The organism is Apibacter adventoris, assembly GCF_002964965.1.
Lineage (GTDB): Bacteria > Bacteroidota > Bacteroidia > Flavobacteriales > Weeksellaceae > Apibacter > Apibacter adventoris.
Window position 1 is genome coordinate 32,878 of sequence record NZ_PSZN01000007.1, and the last position, 20,201, is coordinate 53,078.

Annotated in this window: 18 protein-coding genes; 6 read left to right on the forward strand and 12 right to left on the reverse strand. The window is 26.1% G+C overall.

All coding sequences use genetic code 11. The annotated features are described in order from the left end of the window. Positions 1-2 precede the first annotated feature (2 nt). The 3 genes from C4S76_RS04360 to C4S76_RS04370 all read right to left on the reverse strand — a co-directional run bounded on the left by C4S76_RS04360 (position 3) and on the right by C4S76_RS04370 (position 5,475). Positions 3-1,313, reverse strand: a complete 1,311-nt coding sequence (locus C4S76_RS04360) for a S28 family serine protease (RefSeq protein ID WP_105193032.1) — start codon at positions 1,311-1,313, stop codon at positions 3-5. Positions 1,314-1,473: 160 nt separating this feature from the next. Continuing rightward, the gene (gene odhB / locus C4S76_RS04365) at positions 1,474-2,712 is read right to left on the reverse strand and encodes a 2-oxoglutarate dehydrogenase complex dihydrolipoyllysine-residue succinyltransferase (RefSeq protein WP_105193034.1); all 1,239 of its coding nucleotides are present in this window, start codon (positions 2,710-2,712) and stop codon (positions 1,474-1,476) included. Between the two features lie 21 nt (positions 2,713-2,733). Further along, positions 2,734-5,475, reverse strand: a complete 2,742-nt coding sequence (locus C4S76_RS04370) for a 2-oxoglutarate dehydrogenase E1 component (protein WP_105193036.1) — start codon at positions 5,473-5,475, stop codon at positions 2,734-2,736. A gap of 613 nt (positions 5,476-6,088) precedes the next feature. On the opposite strand from C4S76_RS04370, the gene C4S76_RS04375 reads away from it, so the two are divergent. After that, positions 6,089-7,036, forward strand: a complete 948-nt coding sequence (locus tag C4S76_RS04375) for a YihY/virulence factor BrkB family protein (protein ID WP_105193038.1) — start codon at positions 6,089-6,091, stop codon at positions 7,034-7,036. Here C4S76_RS04375 and C4S76_RS04380 read toward each other — a convergent pair. Together C4S76_RS04380 and rpe are read right to left on the reverse strand one after the other, a co-directional pair. Further along, positions 7,033-7,914, reverse strand: coding sequence for a diacylglycerol/lipid kinase family protein (locus C4S76_RS04380; RefSeq protein WP_105193040.1), 882 nt, complete (start codon positions 7,912-7,914; stop codon positions 7,033-7,035). The two genes, C4S76_RS04375 and C4S76_RS04380, sit on opposite strands and share 4 nt — an antisense overlap. 64 nt (positions 7,915-7,978) lie before the next feature. Beyond that, the gene (gene rpe / locus C4S76_RS04385) at positions 7,979-8,635 is read right to left on the reverse strand and encodes a ribulose-phosphate 3-epimerase (protein ID WP_105193140.1); all 657 of its coding nucleotides are present in this window, start codon (positions 8,633-8,635) and stop codon (positions 7,979-7,981) included. A gap of 152 nt (positions 8,636-8,787) precedes the next feature. On the opposite strand from rpe, the gene C4S76_RS04390 reads away from it, so the two are divergent. Further along, a complete protein-coding gene (locus tag C4S76_RS04390) occupies positions 8,788-9,345 on the forward strand; it encodes a helix-turn-helix domain-containing protein (RefSeq protein ID WP_181044053.1) in 558 nt (185 codons plus the stop codon). 20 nt (positions 9,346-9,365) lie between these two features. On the opposite strand, the gene C4S76_RS04395 is transcribed toward C4S76_RS04390, so the two are convergent. The 3 genes from C4S76_RS04395 to C4S76_RS04405 all read right to left on the reverse strand — a co-directional run bounded on the left by C4S76_RS04395 (position 9,366) and on the right by C4S76_RS04405 (position 11,771). Further along, entirely contained in the window at positions 9,366-9,917 is a 552-nt protein-coding gene (locus C4S76_RS04395; RefSeq protein ID WP_105193044.1) for an RsmD family RNA methyltransferase, read from the reverse strand. Further along, complete coding sequence (locus tag C4S76_RS04400; RefSeq protein WP_181044054.1) at positions 9,914-10,672, reverse strand: DUF3822 family protein; 759 nt, start codon at positions 10,670-10,672, stop codon at positions 9,914-9,916. The genes C4S76_RS04395 and C4S76_RS04400 overlap by 4 nt, the downstream gene beginning before the upstream one ends. Positions 10,673-10,769: 97 nt before the next feature. Next, positions 10,770-11,771 (reverse strand): 2-hydroxyacid dehydrogenase, encoded by a 1,002-nt coding sequence (locus C4S76_RS04405; RefSeq protein WP_105193048.1) that lies wholly within the window; start codon positions 11,769-11,771, stop codon positions 10,770-10,772. A gap of 149 nt (positions 11,772-11,920) precedes the next feature. On the opposite strand from C4S76_RS04405, the gene tig reads away from it, so the two are divergent. Further along, a complete protein-coding gene (gene tig, locus C4S76_RS04410; protein WP_105193050.1) occupies positions 11,921-13,270 on the forward strand; it encodes a trigger factor in 1,350 nt (449 codons plus the stop codon). A 479-nt stretch (positions 13,271-13,749) separates the two neighbouring features. Here the strand turns inward: tig and C4S76_RS04415 are convergent, their stop codons facing one another. After that, a complete protein-coding gene (locus C4S76_RS04415; protein ID WP_105193052.1) occupies positions 13,750-14,421 on the reverse strand; it encodes a hypothetical protein in 672 nt (223 codons plus the stop codon). Positions 14,422-14,545: 124 nt separating this feature from the next. On the opposite strand from C4S76_RS04415, the gene C4S76_RS04420 reads away from it, so the two are divergent. Further along, on the forward strand, positions 14,546-14,893 hold the full coding sequence (locus C4S76_RS04420) for a hypothetical protein (RefSeq protein WP_105193054.1): 348 nt from the start codon (positions 14,546-14,548) through the stop codon (positions 14,891-14,893). 4 nt (positions 14,894-14,897) lie between these two features. Here the strand turns inward: C4S76_RS04420 and C4S76_RS04425 are convergent, their stop codons facing one another. The 3 genes from C4S76_RS04425 to metG all read right to left on the reverse strand — a co-directional run bounded on the left by C4S76_RS04425 (position 14,898) and on the right by metG (position 18,670). Continuing rightward, entirely contained in the window at positions 14,898-15,851 is a 954-nt protein-coding gene (locus C4S76_RS04425; RefSeq protein WP_105193056.1) for an endonuclease/exonuclease/phosphatase family protein, read from the reverse strand. 91 nt (positions 15,852-15,942) lie between these two features. Then, entirely contained in the window at positions 15,943-16,494 is a 552-nt protein-coding gene (locus C4S76_RS04430) for a DUF937 domain-containing protein (RefSeq protein WP_105193058.1), read from the reverse strand. A gap of 139 nt (positions 16,495-16,633) precedes the next feature. Continuing rightward, positions 16,634-18,670, reverse strand: coding sequence for a methionine--tRNA ligase (gene metG / locus C4S76_RS04435; protein ID WP_105193060.1), 2,037 nt, complete (start codon positions 18,668-18,670; stop codon positions 16,634-16,636). A 142-nt stretch (positions 18,671-18,812) separates the two neighbouring features. Here metG and C4S76_RS12180 point away from each other — a divergent pair, with 142 nt between their 5' ends. Further along, on the forward strand, positions 18,813-19,064 hold the full coding sequence (locus C4S76_RS12180; protein ID WP_181044059.1) for a phage integrase SAM-like domain-containing protein: 252 nt from the start codon (positions 18,813-18,815) through the stop codon (positions 19,062-19,064). Between the two features lie 503 nt (positions 19,065-19,567). Then, positions 19,568-20,161, forward strand: coding sequence for a TetR/AcrR family transcriptional regulator (locus tag C4S76_RS04440; protein ID WP_105193062.1), 594 nt, complete (start codon positions 19,568-19,570; stop codon positions 20,159-20,161). Positions 20,162-20,201: the final 40 nt, after the last annotated feature.

Here is a 20,201-nt window from a genome sequence, read left to right on the forward strand (position 1 = left end):
TCTTATTTTAAAAGACTATAATCCAGATTTATTCCTATCCATTTATATAATATTTCACTTAATTCATTTTTTAGTAAGGTACTCATATTTACAATTCTTGCCGAAGCATGATTGGCTCCTGGTAATTCTAAAATTACAGAATTTGTTTGAGATGAAGGATTTACTTTAGTAGCACTCCATGTGTCTGTTTCCCCGTAAATATAAATAATATTATTAGCTTTAGTATCCAACCATTTTTTTATTTTTTTATTTAATTCTTGTGAATATTTTACTTTTCCAACTTCTTTAGGTGAAAATATTGCTGACGGATTTTCTGTAAAATATTTTAGGTATTTTTTAAATGAAGTTATATTATAACCGTAATACCCCATCTCTGTATTTGCTTGATAGTAATGTGGAGCTAATTCTTTAATTTCTTGATCACTAAAAAAACTAATATCAATTGAATTCAATAAATAATCTACAGCTTGAACAATATCAGTTGTATAAGGAATCGAATTACATGATGAGCCCCATTGCCAAAATGAAAAAGAATATTCTAGTACACAATATTCATAAGCTTTATTTATAGATCCTAAATAATTATAAGTGAGTCCTCTTGCTTCAGAATATGTATTTATAATTTTAAGAGCTTCCTCTTCATTTTTTAACATATATATTTGAAAATTCTCTATTTTCTTTCTACATTCTTCCGTTCCTACATTATTTAAAAAAGAATAAATTCTTGGATCTTCTAAAGTATAATTTATAGGAGCTACATAAGGAATGGAAACTTCTACATCATCTGGAAAAAAATATTTATAGTAAATAGTTGTCTGACCACCTTTGCTTATACCTGTACTTATCCATTTATTTTTATATAATTTTCTGAATATTTCATTGATATGATGAAGATCATTTGCAGCATTATATAAATTTAAATACTTCCAGTTAAATACCGAGGAATCAGGTATAGATTCACCGAAATACCTATGTTCAATATTTAAATCATTAGAATTTAATATTTGTTGCAATTCATTTTTTCTATCATATATCTTGTAACCCTGAGTTTGCATTAATACAGGACGGTCAAAACCTATATGAGTATATATCACTTTCTGGTAAAAATATCCTTTTTTTGTTTTTTTCCAATCTAATGGTTGCTTAATATAAAGTTCATATTTTAGTATTTTATCTTTAGGATTACTAATTTTTTTATATGTAATTTCTTTTTGTTCGGAAAGGAATTTTTCTATTTTTAATTCATCATCAGATTGTGCTGAAAAAAGAAAAATACTTACTAAAAACAATACTAATAAAATTTTATATTTCATAATTATAAATCATTAATTCAATATTTATTATATATTAATTTTAATTATTATAGATTTATAAAAATAGCAAAAACAAATACAAGAATACATATATTGTATATAATTTTAGTAATAACTAACTATAATGTTCTTTATCTTAATAAGAATAAGAAAAACTGTATTATAATTCTAATGCTTTTTTAATATTATTATTCATCAATAATTCTACAGGATTTTCTACAGCTTCTTTTACAGCGACCAAAAACCCTACTGATTCTTTTCCATCTATAATTCTATGATCATAGGAAAGAGCAATATACATCATTGGAGATATTACAATTTGTTTATTTTTTACCACGGGGCGGTCTACTATGTTATGCATTCCTAAAATAGCACTTTGCGGAGGATTTATTATAGGTGTAGACATCATAGATCCAAAAACTCCTCCATTGGTAATAGTAAATGTCCCTCCTGTCATTTCATCTATGGTGATTTTACCTTCTCTTACTTTAATTGCTAATTCTTTTATATTTTGTTCCACTCCTCTGAATGTCATAGTTTCAGCATTACGCAAAACAGGAACCATTAATCCTTTAGGACCGGAAACAGCTATACTAATATCTTGAAAATCATAGGTAATTTTATAATCTCCATCAATCATAGAATTTACATCAGGAAAAAGTTTTAAAGCACGCACTACTGCAAGTGTAAAAAATGACATAAATCCTAAACTTACTGTATGTTTATTTTTAAATTCATCTTTATATTCGCTTCTTATACGAAAAATTTCACTCATATCTACTTCATTAAATGTAGTCAACATTGCCGTTTCATTTTTAACGGACACTAATCTTTGTGATACTTTTCTTCTTAAAACTGATAATTTTATTGAGGTTGAAGATCTAGATCCATTTCCATTTGAACTTCCCAAAGAAGGTGCTGCTTTCAAAGCATCTTCTTTTGTAATTCTTCCATCTTTACCTGTTCCTTGAATAGATAAGGCAGAAATATTCTTTTCTTCTAATATCTTTTTAGCTGCCGGAGAAGCTGTTCCAGTTGCATAAGATACTGATTGTATGTTTTTATTTTGAAACGATTCTGGAGTATCTATATTTTTAAAATCTTCTCTTTCGATTTCAATTTTGGAAATATCATCGATTTTCTCCTTTTGCTGTGGTTTTATTTTATCAGTATCAATTAAACATACTACCTGACCTACTTGTACAGTATCTCCTTCTTTAGCTTTTAATGTGATAATTCCGCTAGCTTCTGCCGGAAGGTCCAATGTGGCTTTATCTGAATCAACCTCTGCAATTGTCTCATCTTTTTCCACATAATCTCCATCTTTTACTAACCAGGTTGCTATTTCAACTTCTGTTATTGATTCTCCTGGTGAGGGAACTTTCATTTCAAGTATCATAAAATTATATATTTATTTTGTTTATTTTAAATTTTCAAAAACTGTATGAATTAAAGCATGTTGTATCTTATCATATCTATCATGTGATCCAGGAGAAGGAGATCCGCTGGGAGAAGGACAAATAACATCTATATCAAATTTTCTAAATTCTTTCAATATATACCACCATGCACCCATATTTTCAGGTTCTTCTTGTGCCCATATAAACTCTTTTTTGTTTTCATATTTATCTAATATTTGATATATTTTATCCCAATGTAATGGATATAATTGCTCTAATCTTACTATAGCAATTCTTTCTTCATTTAGTTCTTCTTTTTTATTAGATAATTCATAATATAGTTTACCAGAACAAAATACTAATCTAGATACTTTTTTCACATTTGCTGTATTATCATCAATTAATTCTTGAAAACTTCCATTGGCTAAATCTTCTAATGTAGAAAAAACTTTACGATGTCTTAATAAACTTTTAGGTGAAAATACAATTAAGGGTTTTCTGAAATTAGTTTTCATTTGTCTTCTTATGGCATGGAAAAAATTAGCTGGTGTTGTAGCATTTATAACATACATATTTCCATTGGCACATAAAGGTAAAAATCTTTCTATTCTTGCAGAAGAATGTTCTGCTCCTTGTCCTTCAAAACCGTGAGGTAAAAGCATTACTAATCCGTTCTGCATTTTCCATTTATCTTCTGCTGCTGAAATGTACTGATCTATAATAATTTGAGCCCCATTCACAAAATCTCCAAATTGAGCCTCCCATATTGTAAGTGAATATGGTGTCGTCATTGCATATCCATATTCAAACCCTAATACACCATACTCTGAAAGAGGAGAATTATAGGCATAAAATTTTTTTGGAGTATTTAAATTATTAAGAAGTATAATCTCTTCTTCTGTATCTTCTGTTTTAATTACTGCATGACGGTGTGAAAAAGTACCTCTTTCTACATCTTCTCCTGAAAGCCTTACTGCATGTCCTTCGGTAAGAAGTGAACCGTAAGCCAGTAACTCACCCATCCCCCAATCTATTGCATTGGACACTTCTACCATTTCTCTTCGTTGTTTTAATAAACGTTTTATTTTGTTAAATAAGTTTTTGCCCTTGGGTACTTCTGTTATTTTATAAGCTATCTCTTTTAGTGTATTTAATGAAAACTTTGTATCTATAGATTTTAATAATTCATTAACACCAACCTTGTCAAATGTTTTCCATTCTTGTTGCATAAAAAGCTCAACTGTAGCTTGTGGCATATCTTTAGAGGCTTCTAAATTTTTATCTAATAATTTTCTGTATTCTTCATCACTTTCTGCAATCATCTGAGTAGTAATAACATCTTCTTTCTCCAATTTTGCTCGATAAATTTCTCTGGGATTTGGATGCTTAGAAATAATTTTATATAATTGAGGTTGAGTAAACCTGGGTTCATCTCCTTCATTATGTCCATATTTTCTATAACCTAATAAATCAATGAAAACATCTTTATGGAATTTATTTCTATAATCAGAGGCAAAACGAACTACATGAATAACCGCCTCAGGGTCATCTGCATTAACATGTAATACCGGAGATAAAACTGTTTTTGCTACATCTGTACAATAGGTACTTGAACGGGCATCTAAATAATTTGTAGTAAATCCTACCTGATTATTTACTATTATATGTATAGTTCCTCCTGTTTTATATCCATCAAGACTCATCATTTGTAGGACTTCATATACAATACCTTGGGCAGCAATAGCTGCATCTCCATGTATAAGAATGGGCAACACATCACCGTAATTTTCGTTATAATCATGGTCTGTTTTAGCTCTTGCTATACCTTCTACTATGGCATCTACTGTTTCTAGATGTGAAGGATTTGGAGCCAAGCTAATTTTAACAGTTTTTCCTTTTTTAGTATTATATTTATTGCTGGAGCCTAAATGGTATTTAACATCTCCTGAAAAGATTGTATCTATATAATCTTTTCCTTCAAATTCAGTGAAAATTTGAGAGTAAGATTTATTAAATATATTTGCTAATACGTTTAACCTACCTCTATGAGCCATACCTATGACTATTTCCTTTACTCCCTGTTCTGAGGAATGATTTATTATTTCGTCAATAGCTGGAATTAAAGATTCTCCCCCTTCTAAAGAAAATCGTTTTTGACCGACAAATTTGGTATGTAAAAAATTTTCAAAAGCTACAGCATGTGATAATTTTTTAAGTATTCTTTTTTTTTCTTCTATACTTAAGATAGGATGGTTAAAATTATTATTTAACCAATTTTGTATCCATTTAACTTCTTCTGGATTTCTTATGTACATATATTCCACTCCTATAGAATCACAATACATACTCTCTAAATGTTCTATTATTTCTTTGAGTGTACACCTACCTATTCCTATTATTTCTGCTGCATTGAAACTCTCAGAGAGGTCTGATGAAGTTAAACCAAAATTTTCATAGTTTAATGTGGGTGTATAAGTTCTTCTTTGTCTTACCGGATTAGTTTTAGTGAATAAATGCCCTCTTTGTCTATAACCATTAATTAAATTTATAACCTTAAATTCTTTAGCTATATCATTAGATATTATACTATTAATATCAATTTTTTCAAAAGATTTATTATCATAGGACTTATTTGCAAAATCAAAACCCTGAAAAAAACTTCTCCAACTTGGTTCTATACTATCCGGATATTTTAAGTATCTTTTATATTTTTCCTCTATATATTCAGTATGTATTGCATTTAAAAATGAAAATTGGTCCATTTAATTATTTACTTTTTATAGTATATTTTATTCTGTGTAATGTTTCAAATCTACTAATTTTATAAAAATATGCAAAGTAAATCATAAATATATTACAAACACCACTAGTTCAATAAATTACATTTATAAAATCATACTATTTTTGCTTTATATATCTCTATCAAAGAACCTATATATTGATAATTATCATATTTAATAAAAATATCTTTTACTTTTTGAGTTTAATATTATTTGATTCTTATTTTCATATCAATAATATTATAATTAGTTTAAATTATACCTATTTAAAGTTCATTACATTTGTTTTAGTTGAAATAAAAATATTTAGATTAAAGAACTATATTTTCATTTTCTAAATTATCAACTTATTGATAAAAATCCGTTTTAATTTTCCATGAACTATTTTAATATTATAAAAGATTTTTAAATCACCATGAATTAACTAAATTATATTAATACTTTATAAAAATTTAAATAATATATTATAATAATTTATTTTTTATATACTTTTTAATAAAAATTAACAAAAATAATATTATAAATCTATGAGTTTTTATCTAAACATTTTTAAATTATGTAATTATATTTGATCTTATTTTAAAATTTTTTTTTATTGAAAGCAATTAATATTAAGCATATAAAAAAATATTTACAAAAAAAGAAAATCGCTTCTTTAAATAATATTTCTATATACGAAATATTACAAATTTATATTCAAGGAATAACTAAGGGAGCTATAGGAATACGAGCAGCAGCAGCTTCATGGAGCCTATTTATGAGCTTATTCCCTTTTTTAATTTTATTTCTTTTATTTATAAGTCGTATGCCTTATTATGAAGAAATATTACAAATCATTTATAATTTTCTTCTTAAAAAATTATTACCTACTAATATATTTGAAATTGTAAATAATTATATGAATAAGAGAATCGATTTAGTAAACAACAATTTAAAACAACCTAATCTTTTATTTTTAATTTTTTCAATTTTTTTATTCATTATTCTATCATCCAAAGGAGTAAGATCATTAATCAGAGGTTTTAAATCTATAAATAATCATGAACCCATTGAATTTAAAGGATTCAAATCTTTTCTATTAAGTATTTTTATAGTTTTATTTTTTACTATTTTTTTATTTTTATCACTTTTATTAATTTATATTACTGAAATTATTTTTAGAGTTTTCCAAGATTCTCTCCCCTTGAATATTAGTGAATATCGTCTGGCTATAAATATTTTAAATTTTATTTTATCTATTTTTATTTTTTTTATAGGAATCTGTTTTCTTTATTACTGGGGAAGAACTGCTAAATTTAGTTTTAAAGAAGTTATGCCCGGCGCATTTCTTACTACTATTCTTTTTTCTTTAACTACTTACTTTTTCGGTTACTATATTACGTATTTTACTCGATTTAATTTTCTTTATGGTTCAATCGGATCTGTGCTTATTATTATGATTTGGATAAATCTTTCAGTAATGTTAACCCTAATTGGTTATGAATTTAATATAGCATTGAGAAGAGCAAAATATTCTATTTCAGAAAACTCCACTTCAAATTAATTCACCAATACATTTAAAGAATTTGGTATAAGAGAAATTTGTAGTCTTTTTGAATTTAATATGTGATATTCACCATCAATTTGCATATATTTTGCAGATGTTTCTATAGTTAATTGACTTGAATTAAATTGTCTCCTTTTTTTACTCAGTTTCTTATTTAATAAAAAACTTATTCCAATCCAGCTAAACATTGCCCAAGAACATTTTTCAACAAGGTTTATGTCAAATTCTCCATCTTGAAGAGACGCTTTGGGCGATATAGAAAAGCCATATCCCATACAATTACTGTTTGAAATATTTAGCATCATTATTTTTCCTGTATAATTTATAGATTTTGAATTAACAGAAATTTTAATAGGCTCATATTTAAAAATACTAAAAAACAGACATTTTAAATATCCTACAAATTGTCTTTGTTTTTGTTGTGAATATATTTTTACAACTGTAGCATCAAAGCCCAATCCTGCATTGCTAAAAAAATATGTATCATTTATTTTTCCGCAATCAATTTTTTCTATATTATATTTTGAATTTAAGATATTCTGTAAAGCTTGTTCTTCATTAAGAGAAATATTTAAATGGCGAGCTAAACCATTCCCTGAACCTATAGGCACTATGGCTAAAGGAACTTCTTGGTTTATTAAAGCTGAAGCTACTTCATTGAGGGTACCATCTCCTCCACAACTTACAATTAAATCTGCATTTTCATGAACTGATTGTATTGTAAAATCAAATGCATCCTGCTTTTTTTGAGTAATTTTTATTTTTATTTTTATATTTTCTTTTGGGAAAAGACTATATATCTTTCTTATCACTTCTTTTCCTTTTCCTTTTCCCGAGATAGGATTTATGATAAAATGAATATTTTTAAATTTCATTTATTATATAGAAAATATGTAAAAATTACAACCGTTATCTTATACTTCTTAAAATTTACTTTTCTTAAGATTCTGCTTTTTGTTTGAGATCATGAATCATTTGAATCGGATCTTTTGCATTAAACACAGTACTTCCAGCCACCAATACATCTGCTCCTACCTCTGTCAATTTTTTAGCATTATCTAAATTTATACCTCCATCCACTTGTATTAGAGCTTTAGATTCTTTTTGTAAGATTAAATCTTTCGTATTTGCTATTTTTTTGTAAGTATTTTCTATAAATTTTTGTCCTCCAAATCCTGGATTTACACTCATAATTAACACTAAATCCAAATCCGTAATTACATCTTCCAGCAAATGAATATTAGTATGAGGGTTGAGTGCTACCCCCGCTTTCATTCCTGTTAATTTAATTGCTTGAATTGTTCGGTGTAAATGAGTACACGCTTCATAATGAACTGTTAAATAATTCGTACCTAACTTATGAAATGTTTCAATATATCGATCTGGATTTACAATCATTAAATGGGTATCTTTAATTTTTTGCGCTTTCTTATTAACTGCTTCTAAAATTGGAAAGCCAAAGGATATATTTGGAACAAATACACCATCCATTATATCAATATGAAACCAACCAGCTTCACTGTTGTTGATCAAATCTATATCTTGGTTCAAATATCCAAAATCTGCCGAAAGTATTGAGGGTGCTATAATTGCCATATCTTTTTTTTTCAAAATTACTAAAAACATTATATTAGTCAAATGATATATATTATTATTCCGACATATATATTATTAATATAAAAAACATACAATAATTTGATTATAATAATTAATTTATTATCTTTATTATAAAATTTTAAATATAAATTATGAATTTATATATAAAAAATATGGTTTGTTCACGCTGTATATGGGCTGTGAAAAACATTTTAGAAGAAATTTCTATTGATTTTACTTACGTTGAATTAGGAGTAGTAAGATTAAATTTTAACCTTACTAATGATCAAAAAAACAAATTAAACAAAAAATTAAAAGACTTGGGTTTTGAAATACTAAATGATTATCAAGAAAAAATTATTGAAAAAATTAAGTCAATCATAATTTCTCGTATTCAAACTACAAAATATAATAATATTAATTTATCGGAAGAAATTTCTCAAAGGCTAAATAAAGACTATTCTTTCTTAAGTAAATTATTTTCTACAACCGAAGGAATAACCATAGAGCAATATATTATTTTGCAAAGAATTGAAAAGGTAAAAGAACTACTTTCTTATAATGAAATTTCGTTATCTGAAATATCTTATTTATTAAACTACAGTAGTTTATCTCATCTTTCGTCTCAATTTAAAAGAGTTACCGGACTTACTCCTTCTCAGTATAAAGCTAAAGGATTAAAATTAAGAAAGCCTTTAGATAAAATCTGAAAAATTAAATCTATGATCTATTAAATTTTTTTAAAAAACGAAAATGATATATTGCCGTATTTTCGATTATCTACAAGATTAGAATTTGCTGAAAATTTTATACGAGGATTATGTTCTAAAATCAATTGTCCAGAATCAGCTAAAAAATTATTATTAATTATTAAATTAATAAGTTCTTCATATTTTTCTAATGTAAAATTAAATGGCGGATCTGCAAAAACTAGATCATATAATTTAAAACTTGTTTTTTTTATAAAAGAAAAGACATCTTGCCTTATTATATTTACTTGTTCTTGTATATCTAATTTTTTTAAGGTTTCAACTATAAATTTTACATGTTTAACATTGATTTCCACTGATGTAATATCTTTACAACCGCGCGAAGCAAATTCATAATCTATAGAGCCGATTCCTGAAAAAAGATTAAGTACCGATATTTGACTTAAAATATATTGATTATTAATTATGCTAAAAAGAGCTTCTTTTGCAAAATCTGTAGTAGGCCTAACATCAAAATTATTAGGCGCTATGATTTTTTTACCTTTTAAATTTCCTGATATAATTCTTATCATATAGTATCTAATGTGGTATAATTTTCTAATTCAAATCTTTTTTCTGATCCGGGATGTAACGATTTTAAAAAAGATGAAAAAAAGTCTATATTTTTTTCAAAATTTCCGTAATAGTATAATGTAGAATCAGACAAAGTAATAGATTGTTTTTTTGAAATTACTTGTAAGAAATAAAGTATGTCTTGCATTATTTTATAAGGATAAACGTTGTAAATCAAAAGTTTTTGTTTATTTATTACTATTAATTCAAAATACTCTTTATAAATACTTAGGTGAAATCCATCGGTTTTTTTTTCTGCTATTTTGGATAAAAACTTAAATCCTGTATGAGTTATTCTTACTTTATCTGCTAAATCTTTAAAATAATTATCTATTTCTTCAGGATAATAAAAAACTATAGCTAAATCAAAATTGGGTACCCAACAATATCTAAGTCCTTTATTCTCAGAATAAGGAACATTGTAATTTAAAAATACTTCTGCTAATTCTTCATCAAAGTATTCTAAGGGAATTAATGTAAACTCATCATTTATAATTGAAACATCTATAAAGCTGAATTTATTTGAATTATTTTCCTTATATAAACTTTTTTTTACTTTTTGAATACTATCTTTTTTTTCTGTATCAAATACAAAAATATTTTTCGAAAAAACATTTTCTCCTTTTTTTTGTTTAATACAAGAAATTCTCTTTTTTTCTAAAAGTAAAGAAAGAGAATCTACTACAGAATTATCTAAATTTTTTCTAATTTCCAAAATTAATTCGATTTATGCATATGGCAAATATACTATTAATCGAGAAAATAAATTTTATTATGTCTTATAAAAAAAAGCTTGGATTAATGGGAGAAATTTATGCTAAAAAAGCTCCCGGAGTTGATAATTCTTTTCCTTTTTTAAACTCATCTAAATTTAATAAAATACATGAGGCTATCTGGCTTAAAGCTTCTTTGGTTAAAAAAGCTTGATGACCTGTTAATAAAACATTAGGAAGACTTGTTAATAATTTAAATTTTTTATCGGGAATAATTTGTTCAGAAAGATCCTTAAAAAATAAAACTCCTTCATTTTCATACACATCAGCACCAAATCCACCAATATGTTCACTCATAATGCCATCTATCAGATCTTCTGTATTTACTAACCCCCCTCTTCCTGTATTTATAATTACTACTCCTTTTTTAAGAGTTTTTATAGTTTCTTTATTAATTATATATCTTGTTTCTGGTAATAAAGGCAGAAATAGAGCTATAATATCAGCTTTTTTTAACAATTCTTCTTTTGTAACATATTCTCCTCCATTTTTTTTAAAATCAGGAGATTCAAAAACGTCATATCCTAAAACTTTACATCCGAAACCATACATAATTTTAGCAAAATTTTTTCCAATTTTACCGGTTCCAAGTACACCTACTGTTTTATTATGTATAGAATCTCCTATAAGTCCATCTAAAGCAAAATTTTGAGATAGAATTCTATAGTATGCTTTATGTATTTTTCTACTTAATGTTAATAAAAGTGCAACAGCATGCTCTGCTACACATTCAGGAGAGTATGCAGGGACTCTGCATACTTTTATATTGTATTTTTTAGCTGCATCTAAATCTACATTATTAAAACCTGCACATCTCATAGCTATGTATTTTACTCCTTGTTTTTCAGCTAATATTTTAATTACATCAGCATTAATCACGTCATTCACAAATGCACAAATAGCTTCTGATGGCTCCATATTTGTAGCTCTTCTTTCATTTAACGTTTTAGGTACATATTCTAAATCAAAGTTATAGTCTTTATTATATTGATCAAAATACTCTCTGTCATATTGTTTAGCTGAAAAAAATGTAATTTTCATAAAATTTATAATTTTAACTGATTCTTGGAATCTATTATGGGATAAATTTACGAAAAATTATCTAATTATATACTTTACATTCTTTAGGTTAAATATTTCCGTTTATAAAATACTTTTTGTAAATTTGCCGGCTTATAAATAGGAAACAAATGAATGTTACACAAAACAAAATAGATGATTTAAATACTGTTATTAGTATAACTATTTCCCCTGAAGATTATAAACCTAAAGTAGAAAAATCTCTTATAGATTATAGGAAAAAAGTAAGCATGCCCGGATTTAGAAAAGGCAAAGTTCCTATGGGGGTAATAAAAAAACAATATGAAGGTTCTCTTACATTTGAAGAGATTAATAAAGTATTAAATGAAAATCTTAGTAACTACATTAAAGAAAATAAATTGTCTGTTCTAGGACAACCACTTCCTATTAGTGATAATAATTTAGATGTTAATGCCAATGAAATGACTTTTAAATTCGAAGTTGGCTTAGCTCCCGAATTTAAAGTAGATTTATCAAAAGCAAATGTACCTTATTATAAGATAGAAAGTACAGAAAAAGAAATTGATGATACTGTTGCAAAAATGCAAACTCAATTTGGGGAACTTGTAGATACTAATAAAATTGAAGAAGGAGGGAATTTTGCAGGAAAAGTAGAAGAAATTGATTCTGAAGGAAATCCTGTTGATGGGGGTATAAATGTTTCAGTTACTTTTATAGTAGATGATTTAAAAGATAAAAAAACTTTTCTTAAAAAGAAAGTAAATGATGTCATTGAAATACAAGCTCAAGATTTATTTAATGATGTCCATCAATTACAACATTTTTTTGGTTTATCTCATGATGAAGCTCATCATTTTAATGCTAAATTAAAAATAATTATTGAAAAAACTTCCACTCGTACTAAAGCAGAACTAAATCAAGAGTTATTTGATAAAGTATATGGTAAAGATAAAGTAAAGTCTGTAGAAGAACTTAGAAATAAAATTAAAGAAGAAATTGAAAATTATTATAAAAAAGAATCTGATACAAAATTCATGAATGAATGTGTTGAATGGTTATTTTCTAATATTTCTTTCGATCTTCCATCTGAATTTTTAATTAAATATATTAAAAGCAATTCTAAAGAACCTTTATCTGATGAAGAAGCTTCCACTGAGTATGAGAAATCTGAAAAAGCATTACGCTATCAATTAATTGAAGGAAAAATTCTTTCTGATAATAATGTAAACATTCAATATCCCGATTTAATTGAATTCACCAGAAATCAAATGAAACAACAATTTGCTATGTATGGATATACTGATATCCCAGATAGCGAATTAGATAAATATGTAGCAAATGCTATGAAAAACGAGGAACATGTTCGTCAATCTTCAGGAAGCTTAATTCAACAAGAATTATTTAAAATATTTGATACTCAGGTCAAAAAGAACGAAAAAGTTGTTTCAATTGAAGAATTTGATAAAATACTGAAAAAAGAGTCAAATAAATCTAAATAATAAATAAATATTCTATTATTTAATATAATATTATAATAAAATAAATAAAGAGATTACTTTAAAGTAATCTCTTTATTTGTTTAAAATATTAAATCAAATAATGAAAATCTTTTCGTAAAAATAAAAAATTAAATTATTAATATTGCTTTAGTGTTAATTAAGCTCTTTCTTGTCGATTTGATATATAAGATTATCATTATTTTATACTGCAAATATATAGATTTTATTCTAAATATCAAAATAATTAAATGATTTTTATCAATATTTTGTAGAAAATTATATAGCACTTTTTATCGACATGTAGTTAACTATATGAATTACAATAGTTTAATATGCAAGTAAATATAGATTATAATCTTTCCACATAACATAGACAAAAATCTATATTGCAAATAGTATTATTTAATAATAATTATAAAAAAGCTATTTAAACTGAAAGTATAAATAAAATTTTAGTGTTTTAATGTAGGTTTATAAAATTACTTTTCTTCAGAAAAAGAATTTAAAATTGATTTTTGCTGTAATTTTAATAATCTACTTAGATTATGTAATACACGACCTGTAAAACTTTTAATCCATCCTTTTCTTTTTAAATAAGGAGCTGTTTGTTTTAGGGTTTCGAAATCATTATTCAATTTAGTCAACTCTACTTCCAACAATTTAGGATCTCTTACCATATTTTTAATTTCCATCCCAAATTCTTCTTTCAATTCATCAAGCTTTCTATCAATTTTTAACAATTCATCAGTTGTAAAATATCCCTCAATATGATCAAACTTTTCGCATATTTGCTCTACATTTTTTTGTTCTTCAACTAAAAGGCTCAAAGGTGATTCTGTAGATATTTCCTTCCATATAGAATCTAACCAATCATGAATTTTAATATAAACTTCATTTTTATCAATTAATAAAAAAGTATCTTTAAAGGAAAATTTCCCGGGACAAGCTTCTCCAAATATATCATAAGATTCACCTTCTTCTCTAGTTTTAAAATGATTTTTATCATTAAAAAGAATATGAAATTTAGGTTCTATAAGATAAATAATTTTTAAAACTCCGTCATTTATATTAATTTCAAAATCAATGTATTCAAATTTTTCATGTTTCTGAAGAACATCTATCACTCTTTCTAAAAAATCATCTTTAACCATTTTAATATTTTATAATTATAAGTAAATCTAATTAGTTTTGATATTTTTCTATATAATAAGTATTTTTTATTATATTTGCAATTCATGCAAATATATAATTTTTTCTATATACTTTATTAAAATTATGAAAAATATCAATAAAACAACTATAGAAAGGTTAGTAGAGTTTATGGAATATAAAAATCTTAACGATAATAAAATTACCTCCATAGCAGGATTATCTGTAGGTTTAATCGGAAGAGCCAGAAAAAATAATTCCGGATTACATAGTGATACTATTGAGAAAATATTAACTTCTTTTCCTGAATTAAATCCTACCTGGTTATTAACCGGTAAAGGAAATATGTTGAATAAAGAGTCAGAAAAAAATGTAATTAATAATAATGAAGAAAATTTAATTGATGATATTTTTGATACGCAAAGAGATATATTAGCTTTTTTAAAAAAAAATTATACTAAAAAAATATTTTGAATATTTAAACTTCTACTAAACTATATACAGGAAAATGATCACTGTACCCTCCTAAATATCTGCTCCCTGAATAAGTTCTAAAAGGAATTCCTGTTTTTTTTCGTTCTGTATCTTGTAAAAAAGGAGCATTAAAAACGTTAGAGTTTATATATTTAGTATTAGTTTTATTAAGAAAAAATGATTGAGAAAAAATAATTTGATCAAATAACATTCCTTTTCCTTTATAAACAACACTAAATTTATTATTAGTATATAAGTTAACAAAAGGATTAAAAAAATCATCACAAGATAATTTATCTATAGTCATTTTACATTTTAATTCCCGATATATGTAGGAAGCTTCAGGATTATCATTAAAATCGCCCATAATCACAATATTAGCTTTTGAATCATTCTTATAAATTAAATCTATTTTTTCTCTTAATTTATGTAGTATATATATTCTCTTTAATTTATTTTTGTCTTGATCTCTTTTAGAAGGTAAGTGCAAAACAAAAAAATAAATTGGAATTTTTGATAATTTCCCGTGAACATAAATGATATCTCTTGTATATTCTTGGATACCTTCGGAATTAAAAACTGGAATTCGAATAAAATCGTTATCTATTAAAGAAAAATATTTTTTATTATATAAAAAAGCTGCATCTATTCCTCTTTCATCTAATGAATCATGATGTATATATTTATAATTTTCTCCATTAGGAAAACAATCTAACAAATCTTTAATTACCTTATTATTTTCAATTTCGCATAAACCTATAATTGTAGGGCTATTATTTGTTTCTTCTCTACCAATTAAGCCAAGAGTTTTAGTAATACGATGTAATTTATTTATATATCTGGTTCTTGTCCATGAGCGCTTACCTGAAAATGTATATGTATTTTTATTTATTGAATTTTTATCATCAAAACCTACGTAAAAATTTTCTACATTATAAAAAGCAATTGTATGAATCATTCTAATTTTAATACAACATTGTATAGGAATAAAATTATAATATTTTGTAATAATAATTTAGGTATTAAAATAAATAAATTTCATCATCACATTAAAATAATGAAGACCATAATTTATATGTCGAAAATGATTTTAATTTATCTACTAATGAATTCATTTCTATTGGAATATATTGTTGAAAATTAAATCTTTCATCTTCTATATGATTTTTTAATACAGAAAAATTAATTCCAGACAATAAACTTTCTCCTATAAATGCTGCACATAATAAAATAATTCTGAAAATAATTTTTTTTGCGTTTTCTTTAGATAATCCTGAATCCAAACTTATAATATTGATAAATTTATCTTTTTTATCCTGAAATAAATATTGTATAAACTTAGAAACTATTTTTTTATTTTGAGTGCAAATTTTGTCACTAAATAAATCTGAAAAGTTAAACAGCAAACCTGAACTCCCAGCATATTTTAATAATAAAATAAATTTCTTATTTTCTTTTTTTTCGATTAAAATTTCTAATATACTTGCAATTGTAGTTTGTATTGCAGATAAAATTTTACTCTCATCTTCCTTGAAGTCTTTAGAAATATCCTGAACTAATTTTGGAGATATGAACTCGTTTATTGAATTGAATAATTCCATTTTTTAGTGTTTTATATGATTAAGATTTTAGTGATCTTTGCAATTAGAAAATCTCTTCCTTGCAAAACTACTAAAAATAAGTATATATTAGAAGTTTTCTATATATAATTTAAATAAAAAAGCTATTTATTTATCAAATTCACTTAATTCTACATCCATTATCTACTATTTCTTCCGGAACCAAAAAAGAAAACTTACCATTGGTATTTTTTGTTAATAACAACATTCCTCTGCTTTCAATTCCTCTTATTTTTCTCGGAGCTAAATTTAAAAGAACTGTCACTTGTTTTCCTATTAATTCATCAGGAGAAAAACTTTCTGCTATGCCTGATACTATTGTACGAATATCAACTCCTGTATCTATTTTAAATTCTAATAATTTATCTGTTTTTTTAACTCTTTTAGCCTCCAAAATAGTCCCTACTCTAAGGTCTAATTTTTCAAATTCTTCAAAAGAAATAACATCTTTCTGAGGTTCTGTCTCGTACTGAGGCATTACATTTTTATTTTTCTTTTCTTCTAATTTTTGGATCTGATAATTAATCTGATCATCTTCAATTTTGTCAAATAGTAAAGGAATATTCTTTATTTTATGTCCTGCTTTTAAAATTTCACATCCATTTTCTAAATCATTCCATGAATAATAAGAAATATTTAATCCTTCTATAATTCTTTTTGAAGTAAATGGCATGAATGGTTCTGATAACTGAGCTAAATAGGCAACTATTTGTACTGATACAAATAAGGTATTTGCCGTTTTTTTAGGATCTGTTTTTATTGTTTTCCATGGTTCTTGCTCTTGCAAATATTGATTTCCGATTCTTGCTAAAGCTATTAATGAATTTAATCCATTTCTAAATTCATATTTTTCCAAATATTTTGAAATATTTTGAGCTGTTTTAGATAACTCTTGTAATTCAGGAATTTCTGATAGATCTTCTGGATTGGGAACTTCACCATTATAATATTTATGAATTAGTACAGATACTCTATTTATAAAATTGCCAAATACTCCTACTAATTCGGAATTATTTTTAGTTTGAAAATCTTTCCAAGTAAAGTTATTATCTTTAGTTTCAGGAGCATTAGATAATAAAACATAACGTAAAGTATCTTGTTTTCCTGGAAAATCTTCTAAATATTCATGCGCCCAAACAGCCCAGTTTCTTGAAGTGGAAATTTTATCATTTTCTAAATTAAGAAATTCATTTGCCGGAACGTTATATGGTAAAATAAAATCTCCATGAGCTTTTAACATCGCCGGAAAAATAATACAATGAAATACTATATTATCTTTAGCTATAAAATGAACTAATTTAGTATTTGCATCTTTCCAATAAAGCTTCCAATCTTTACCTTCTTTTTCCGCCCATTCTTTGGTAAAAGATATATATCCTATTGGAGCATCAAACCATACATATAAAACTTTTCCCTGTGCATCTTTCAGAGGAACAGGGATACCCCAATCCAAATCCCTGGTCATAGCCCTGGGTTTCAAACCATCATCTAACCAAGATTTCACCTGGCCATATACATTGGCCTTCCAATCGTCTTTATGACCTTTCAAAATCCAGTCAGAAATAAAATCTTGGTACTTTTCTAAGGGTAAATACCAATGTTTGGTTTTTTTTAATATAGGTTTTTCTCCACTTAGCATAGAATGAGGATCAATTAATTCTCTAGGGCTTAATGTTGAACCACATTTTTCACATTGATCTCCATATGCATTAGAATTTCCACATTTAGGACAAGTTCCAACAATATATCTATCTGCTAAAAATTCGCCAGCTTTTTCATCATAATATTGTTCTGACTCTTCTTCTGTAAATTTATGATTATGAAATAATTTAAGAAAAAATTCCTGCGTAGTTTCTTTATGTTTTTGTGATGTGGTACGAGAATAATTATCAAATGAAATACCTAATTCTAAAAATGTTTTTTTCATTAATTCATGGTACCGGTTTACTATATCCTGAGGGGTAACCCCCTCTTTTTTAGCTCTCATAGTTATAGGAATCCCATGTTCATCTGACCCTCCTATAAATACAACCTCATGTTGTTTTCTTCTTAAAAATCTTACATAAACATCCGCAGGAATATAAACTCCGGCTAAATGACCAATATGTAAAGGACCATTGGCATAAGGTAATGCTGAGGTTACCGTATATCTACTCATGAAATAAATTTATTTTTATAATGTTTATTATTAACTTGACAAATGTACAACATAAAAGCAGATTAATGAAATTTAACAACTTTAGATTGATATTCAATGTATAAAGATTAATCCGCATTGATTTTCTGAAGACGATTCTCATATCGAAGACTATTACAGGTATTTACTAACGAACCTTAAATTCAGCGTCGGAACAAGCAGTATTTATCTGATTTATTTCAAAAAAATAGTCCGTAATGCAGTAAATCAGGAAATCCTATTTCACAATCCGTTCTCAGACTTTGCCACAATAATGAAAGACCCCATACATAAGACACTAAGCAAAGAAGAATTGGAGAGATTTATGGCTTACGATAAAAAGTCAGACAGCAAAAAAAGCAAGGATATTTTGTGATTTTTGTATTTACAGGACTTTCGTATATCGATATGAAGAACCTAACATTAATAATATCTATTAGATAAAAGAAAGTAGCCAATAGATCATTTCTAAACGTCAGAAAACAGGAATAGAATACCATGTGCAGTTGTTGTATATCCCATTGGTAATTATAGAAAAATTTTATGAAAAATAGTCTGACATTAAAGTGTTAGACATATCCCTTGCAAGATGACCAATACATTCGGGACTGAATGTCATTGCTACATGCTGCGGCATTAAGAAGAAGCTCGGAATCTATATGAATCAGCATGCATTCTCAACTATTGTGACATTTTAATATATCTAACAGTAAAACAGACAATTAATAGCGAGTAATCTTTAATAGGTAATGGTTGGGAAACGAGCAAAGCACTTTATTTTGCTTAGGTTTCCCATTATTCAAATAACTTCTTGGAAAATGTAAACAAAATATCCCCAAAAAACATACACATATGTATATTTTTTGTTATATTTGAAATATGAAGCAGCAAGAAAAATCAGAATCTACACGTCAATTACTTATTGATGCCGCATATAATCTATTTTATACAAATGGATTACAAAAGACAAGTATTGATAATATCACTACTAAAGTAAATTTATCTCGAGGTGCTTTCTACCATCATTTCAAGGATAAAAAAGAACTTATTTTGGCTGTTATTAAGACTAAAGTACATAGCAGAATTTATGATACAATGATTTCGCCTCTGTATCGAGAAGGTGATCCAGTCTTACTATTATGTGATACCTTTTCTAAACGCCTTAAATCTTTTACAAAAAACGAAAAAGAATTAGGTTGTCCTTTAAACAAATTTATTACAGAATTAAACAGCTACAAACAATACAACTCTGCTTTAATGAACACTATAAATGAGTGGGAAAAAGCTATCAAATATATTCTTATCAGAGCTAAAAAAGAACAGAAGATTAGCTTTGATACGAATGTTAGTGCTACTGCTTTATTTTTGATTAGTGCATATGAAGGTATAAGAACAATCAGAAAAATTGATGAAAATGATACCAAACTAAATGAATTTATTGAGATTATTATAAAATATATAATGAGCTTGTAATTTTTTTTAATTAAAAACATACATGTTAGTATGTTTTGAA

Coding starts and splice junctions, on each gene's coding strand:
- C4S76_RS04360 (WP_105193032.1), bottom strand. CDS start 1,313: ATGAAATATAAAATTTTATTAGTATTGTTTTTAGTAAGTATTTTTCTT.
- odhB (WP_105193034.1), bottom strand. CDS start 2,712: ATGATACTTGAAATGAAAGTTCCCTCACCAGGAGAATCAATAACAGAA.
- C4S76_RS04370 (WP_105193036.1), bottom strand. CDS start 5,475: ATGGACCAATTTTCATTTTTAAATGCAATACATACTGAATATATAGAG.
- C4S76_RS04380 (WP_105193040.1), bottom strand. CDS start 7,914: ATGAAATTTAAAAATATTCATTTTATCATAAATCCTATCTCGGGAAAA.
- rpe (WP_105193140.1), bottom strand. CDS start 8,635: ATGGCAATTATAGCACCCTCAATACTTTCGGCAGATTTTGGATATTTG.
- C4S76_RS04390 (WP_181044053.1), top strand. CDS start 8,788: ATGAATTTATATATAAAAAATATGGTTTGTTCACGCTGTATATGGGCT.
- C4S76_RS04395 (WP_105193044.1), bottom strand. CDS start 9,917: ATGATAAGAATTATATCAGGAAATTTAAAAGGTAAAAAAATCATAGCG.
- C4S76_RS04405 (WP_105193048.1), bottom strand. CDS start 11,771: ATGAAAATTACATTTTTTTCAGCTAAACAATATGACAGAGAGTATTTT.
- tig (WP_105193050.1), top strand. CDS start 11,921: ATGAATGTTACACAAAACAAAATAGATGATTTAAATACTGTTATTAGT.
- C4S76_RS04415 (WP_105193052.1), bottom strand. CDS start 14,421: ATGGTTAAAGATGATTTTTTAGAAAGAGTGATAGATGTTCTTCAGAAA.
- C4S76_RS04420 (WP_105193054.1), top strand. CDS start 14,546: ATGAAAAATATCAATAAAACAACTATAGAAAGGTTAGTAGAGTTTATG.
- C4S76_RS04425 (WP_105193056.1), bottom strand. CDS start 15,851: ATGATTCATACAATTGCTTTTTATAATGTAGAAAATTTTTACGTAGGT.
- C4S76_RS04430 (WP_105193058.1), bottom strand. CDS start 16,494: ATGGAATTATTCAATTCAATAAACGAGTTCATATCTCCAAAATTAGTT.
- metG (WP_105193060.1), bottom strand. CDS start 18,670: ATGAGTAGATATACGGTAACCTCAGCATTACCTTATGCCAATGGTCCT.
- C4S76_RS04440 (WP_105193062.1), top strand. CDS start 19,568: ATGAAGCAGCAAGAAAAATCAGAATCTACACGTCAATTACTTATTGAT.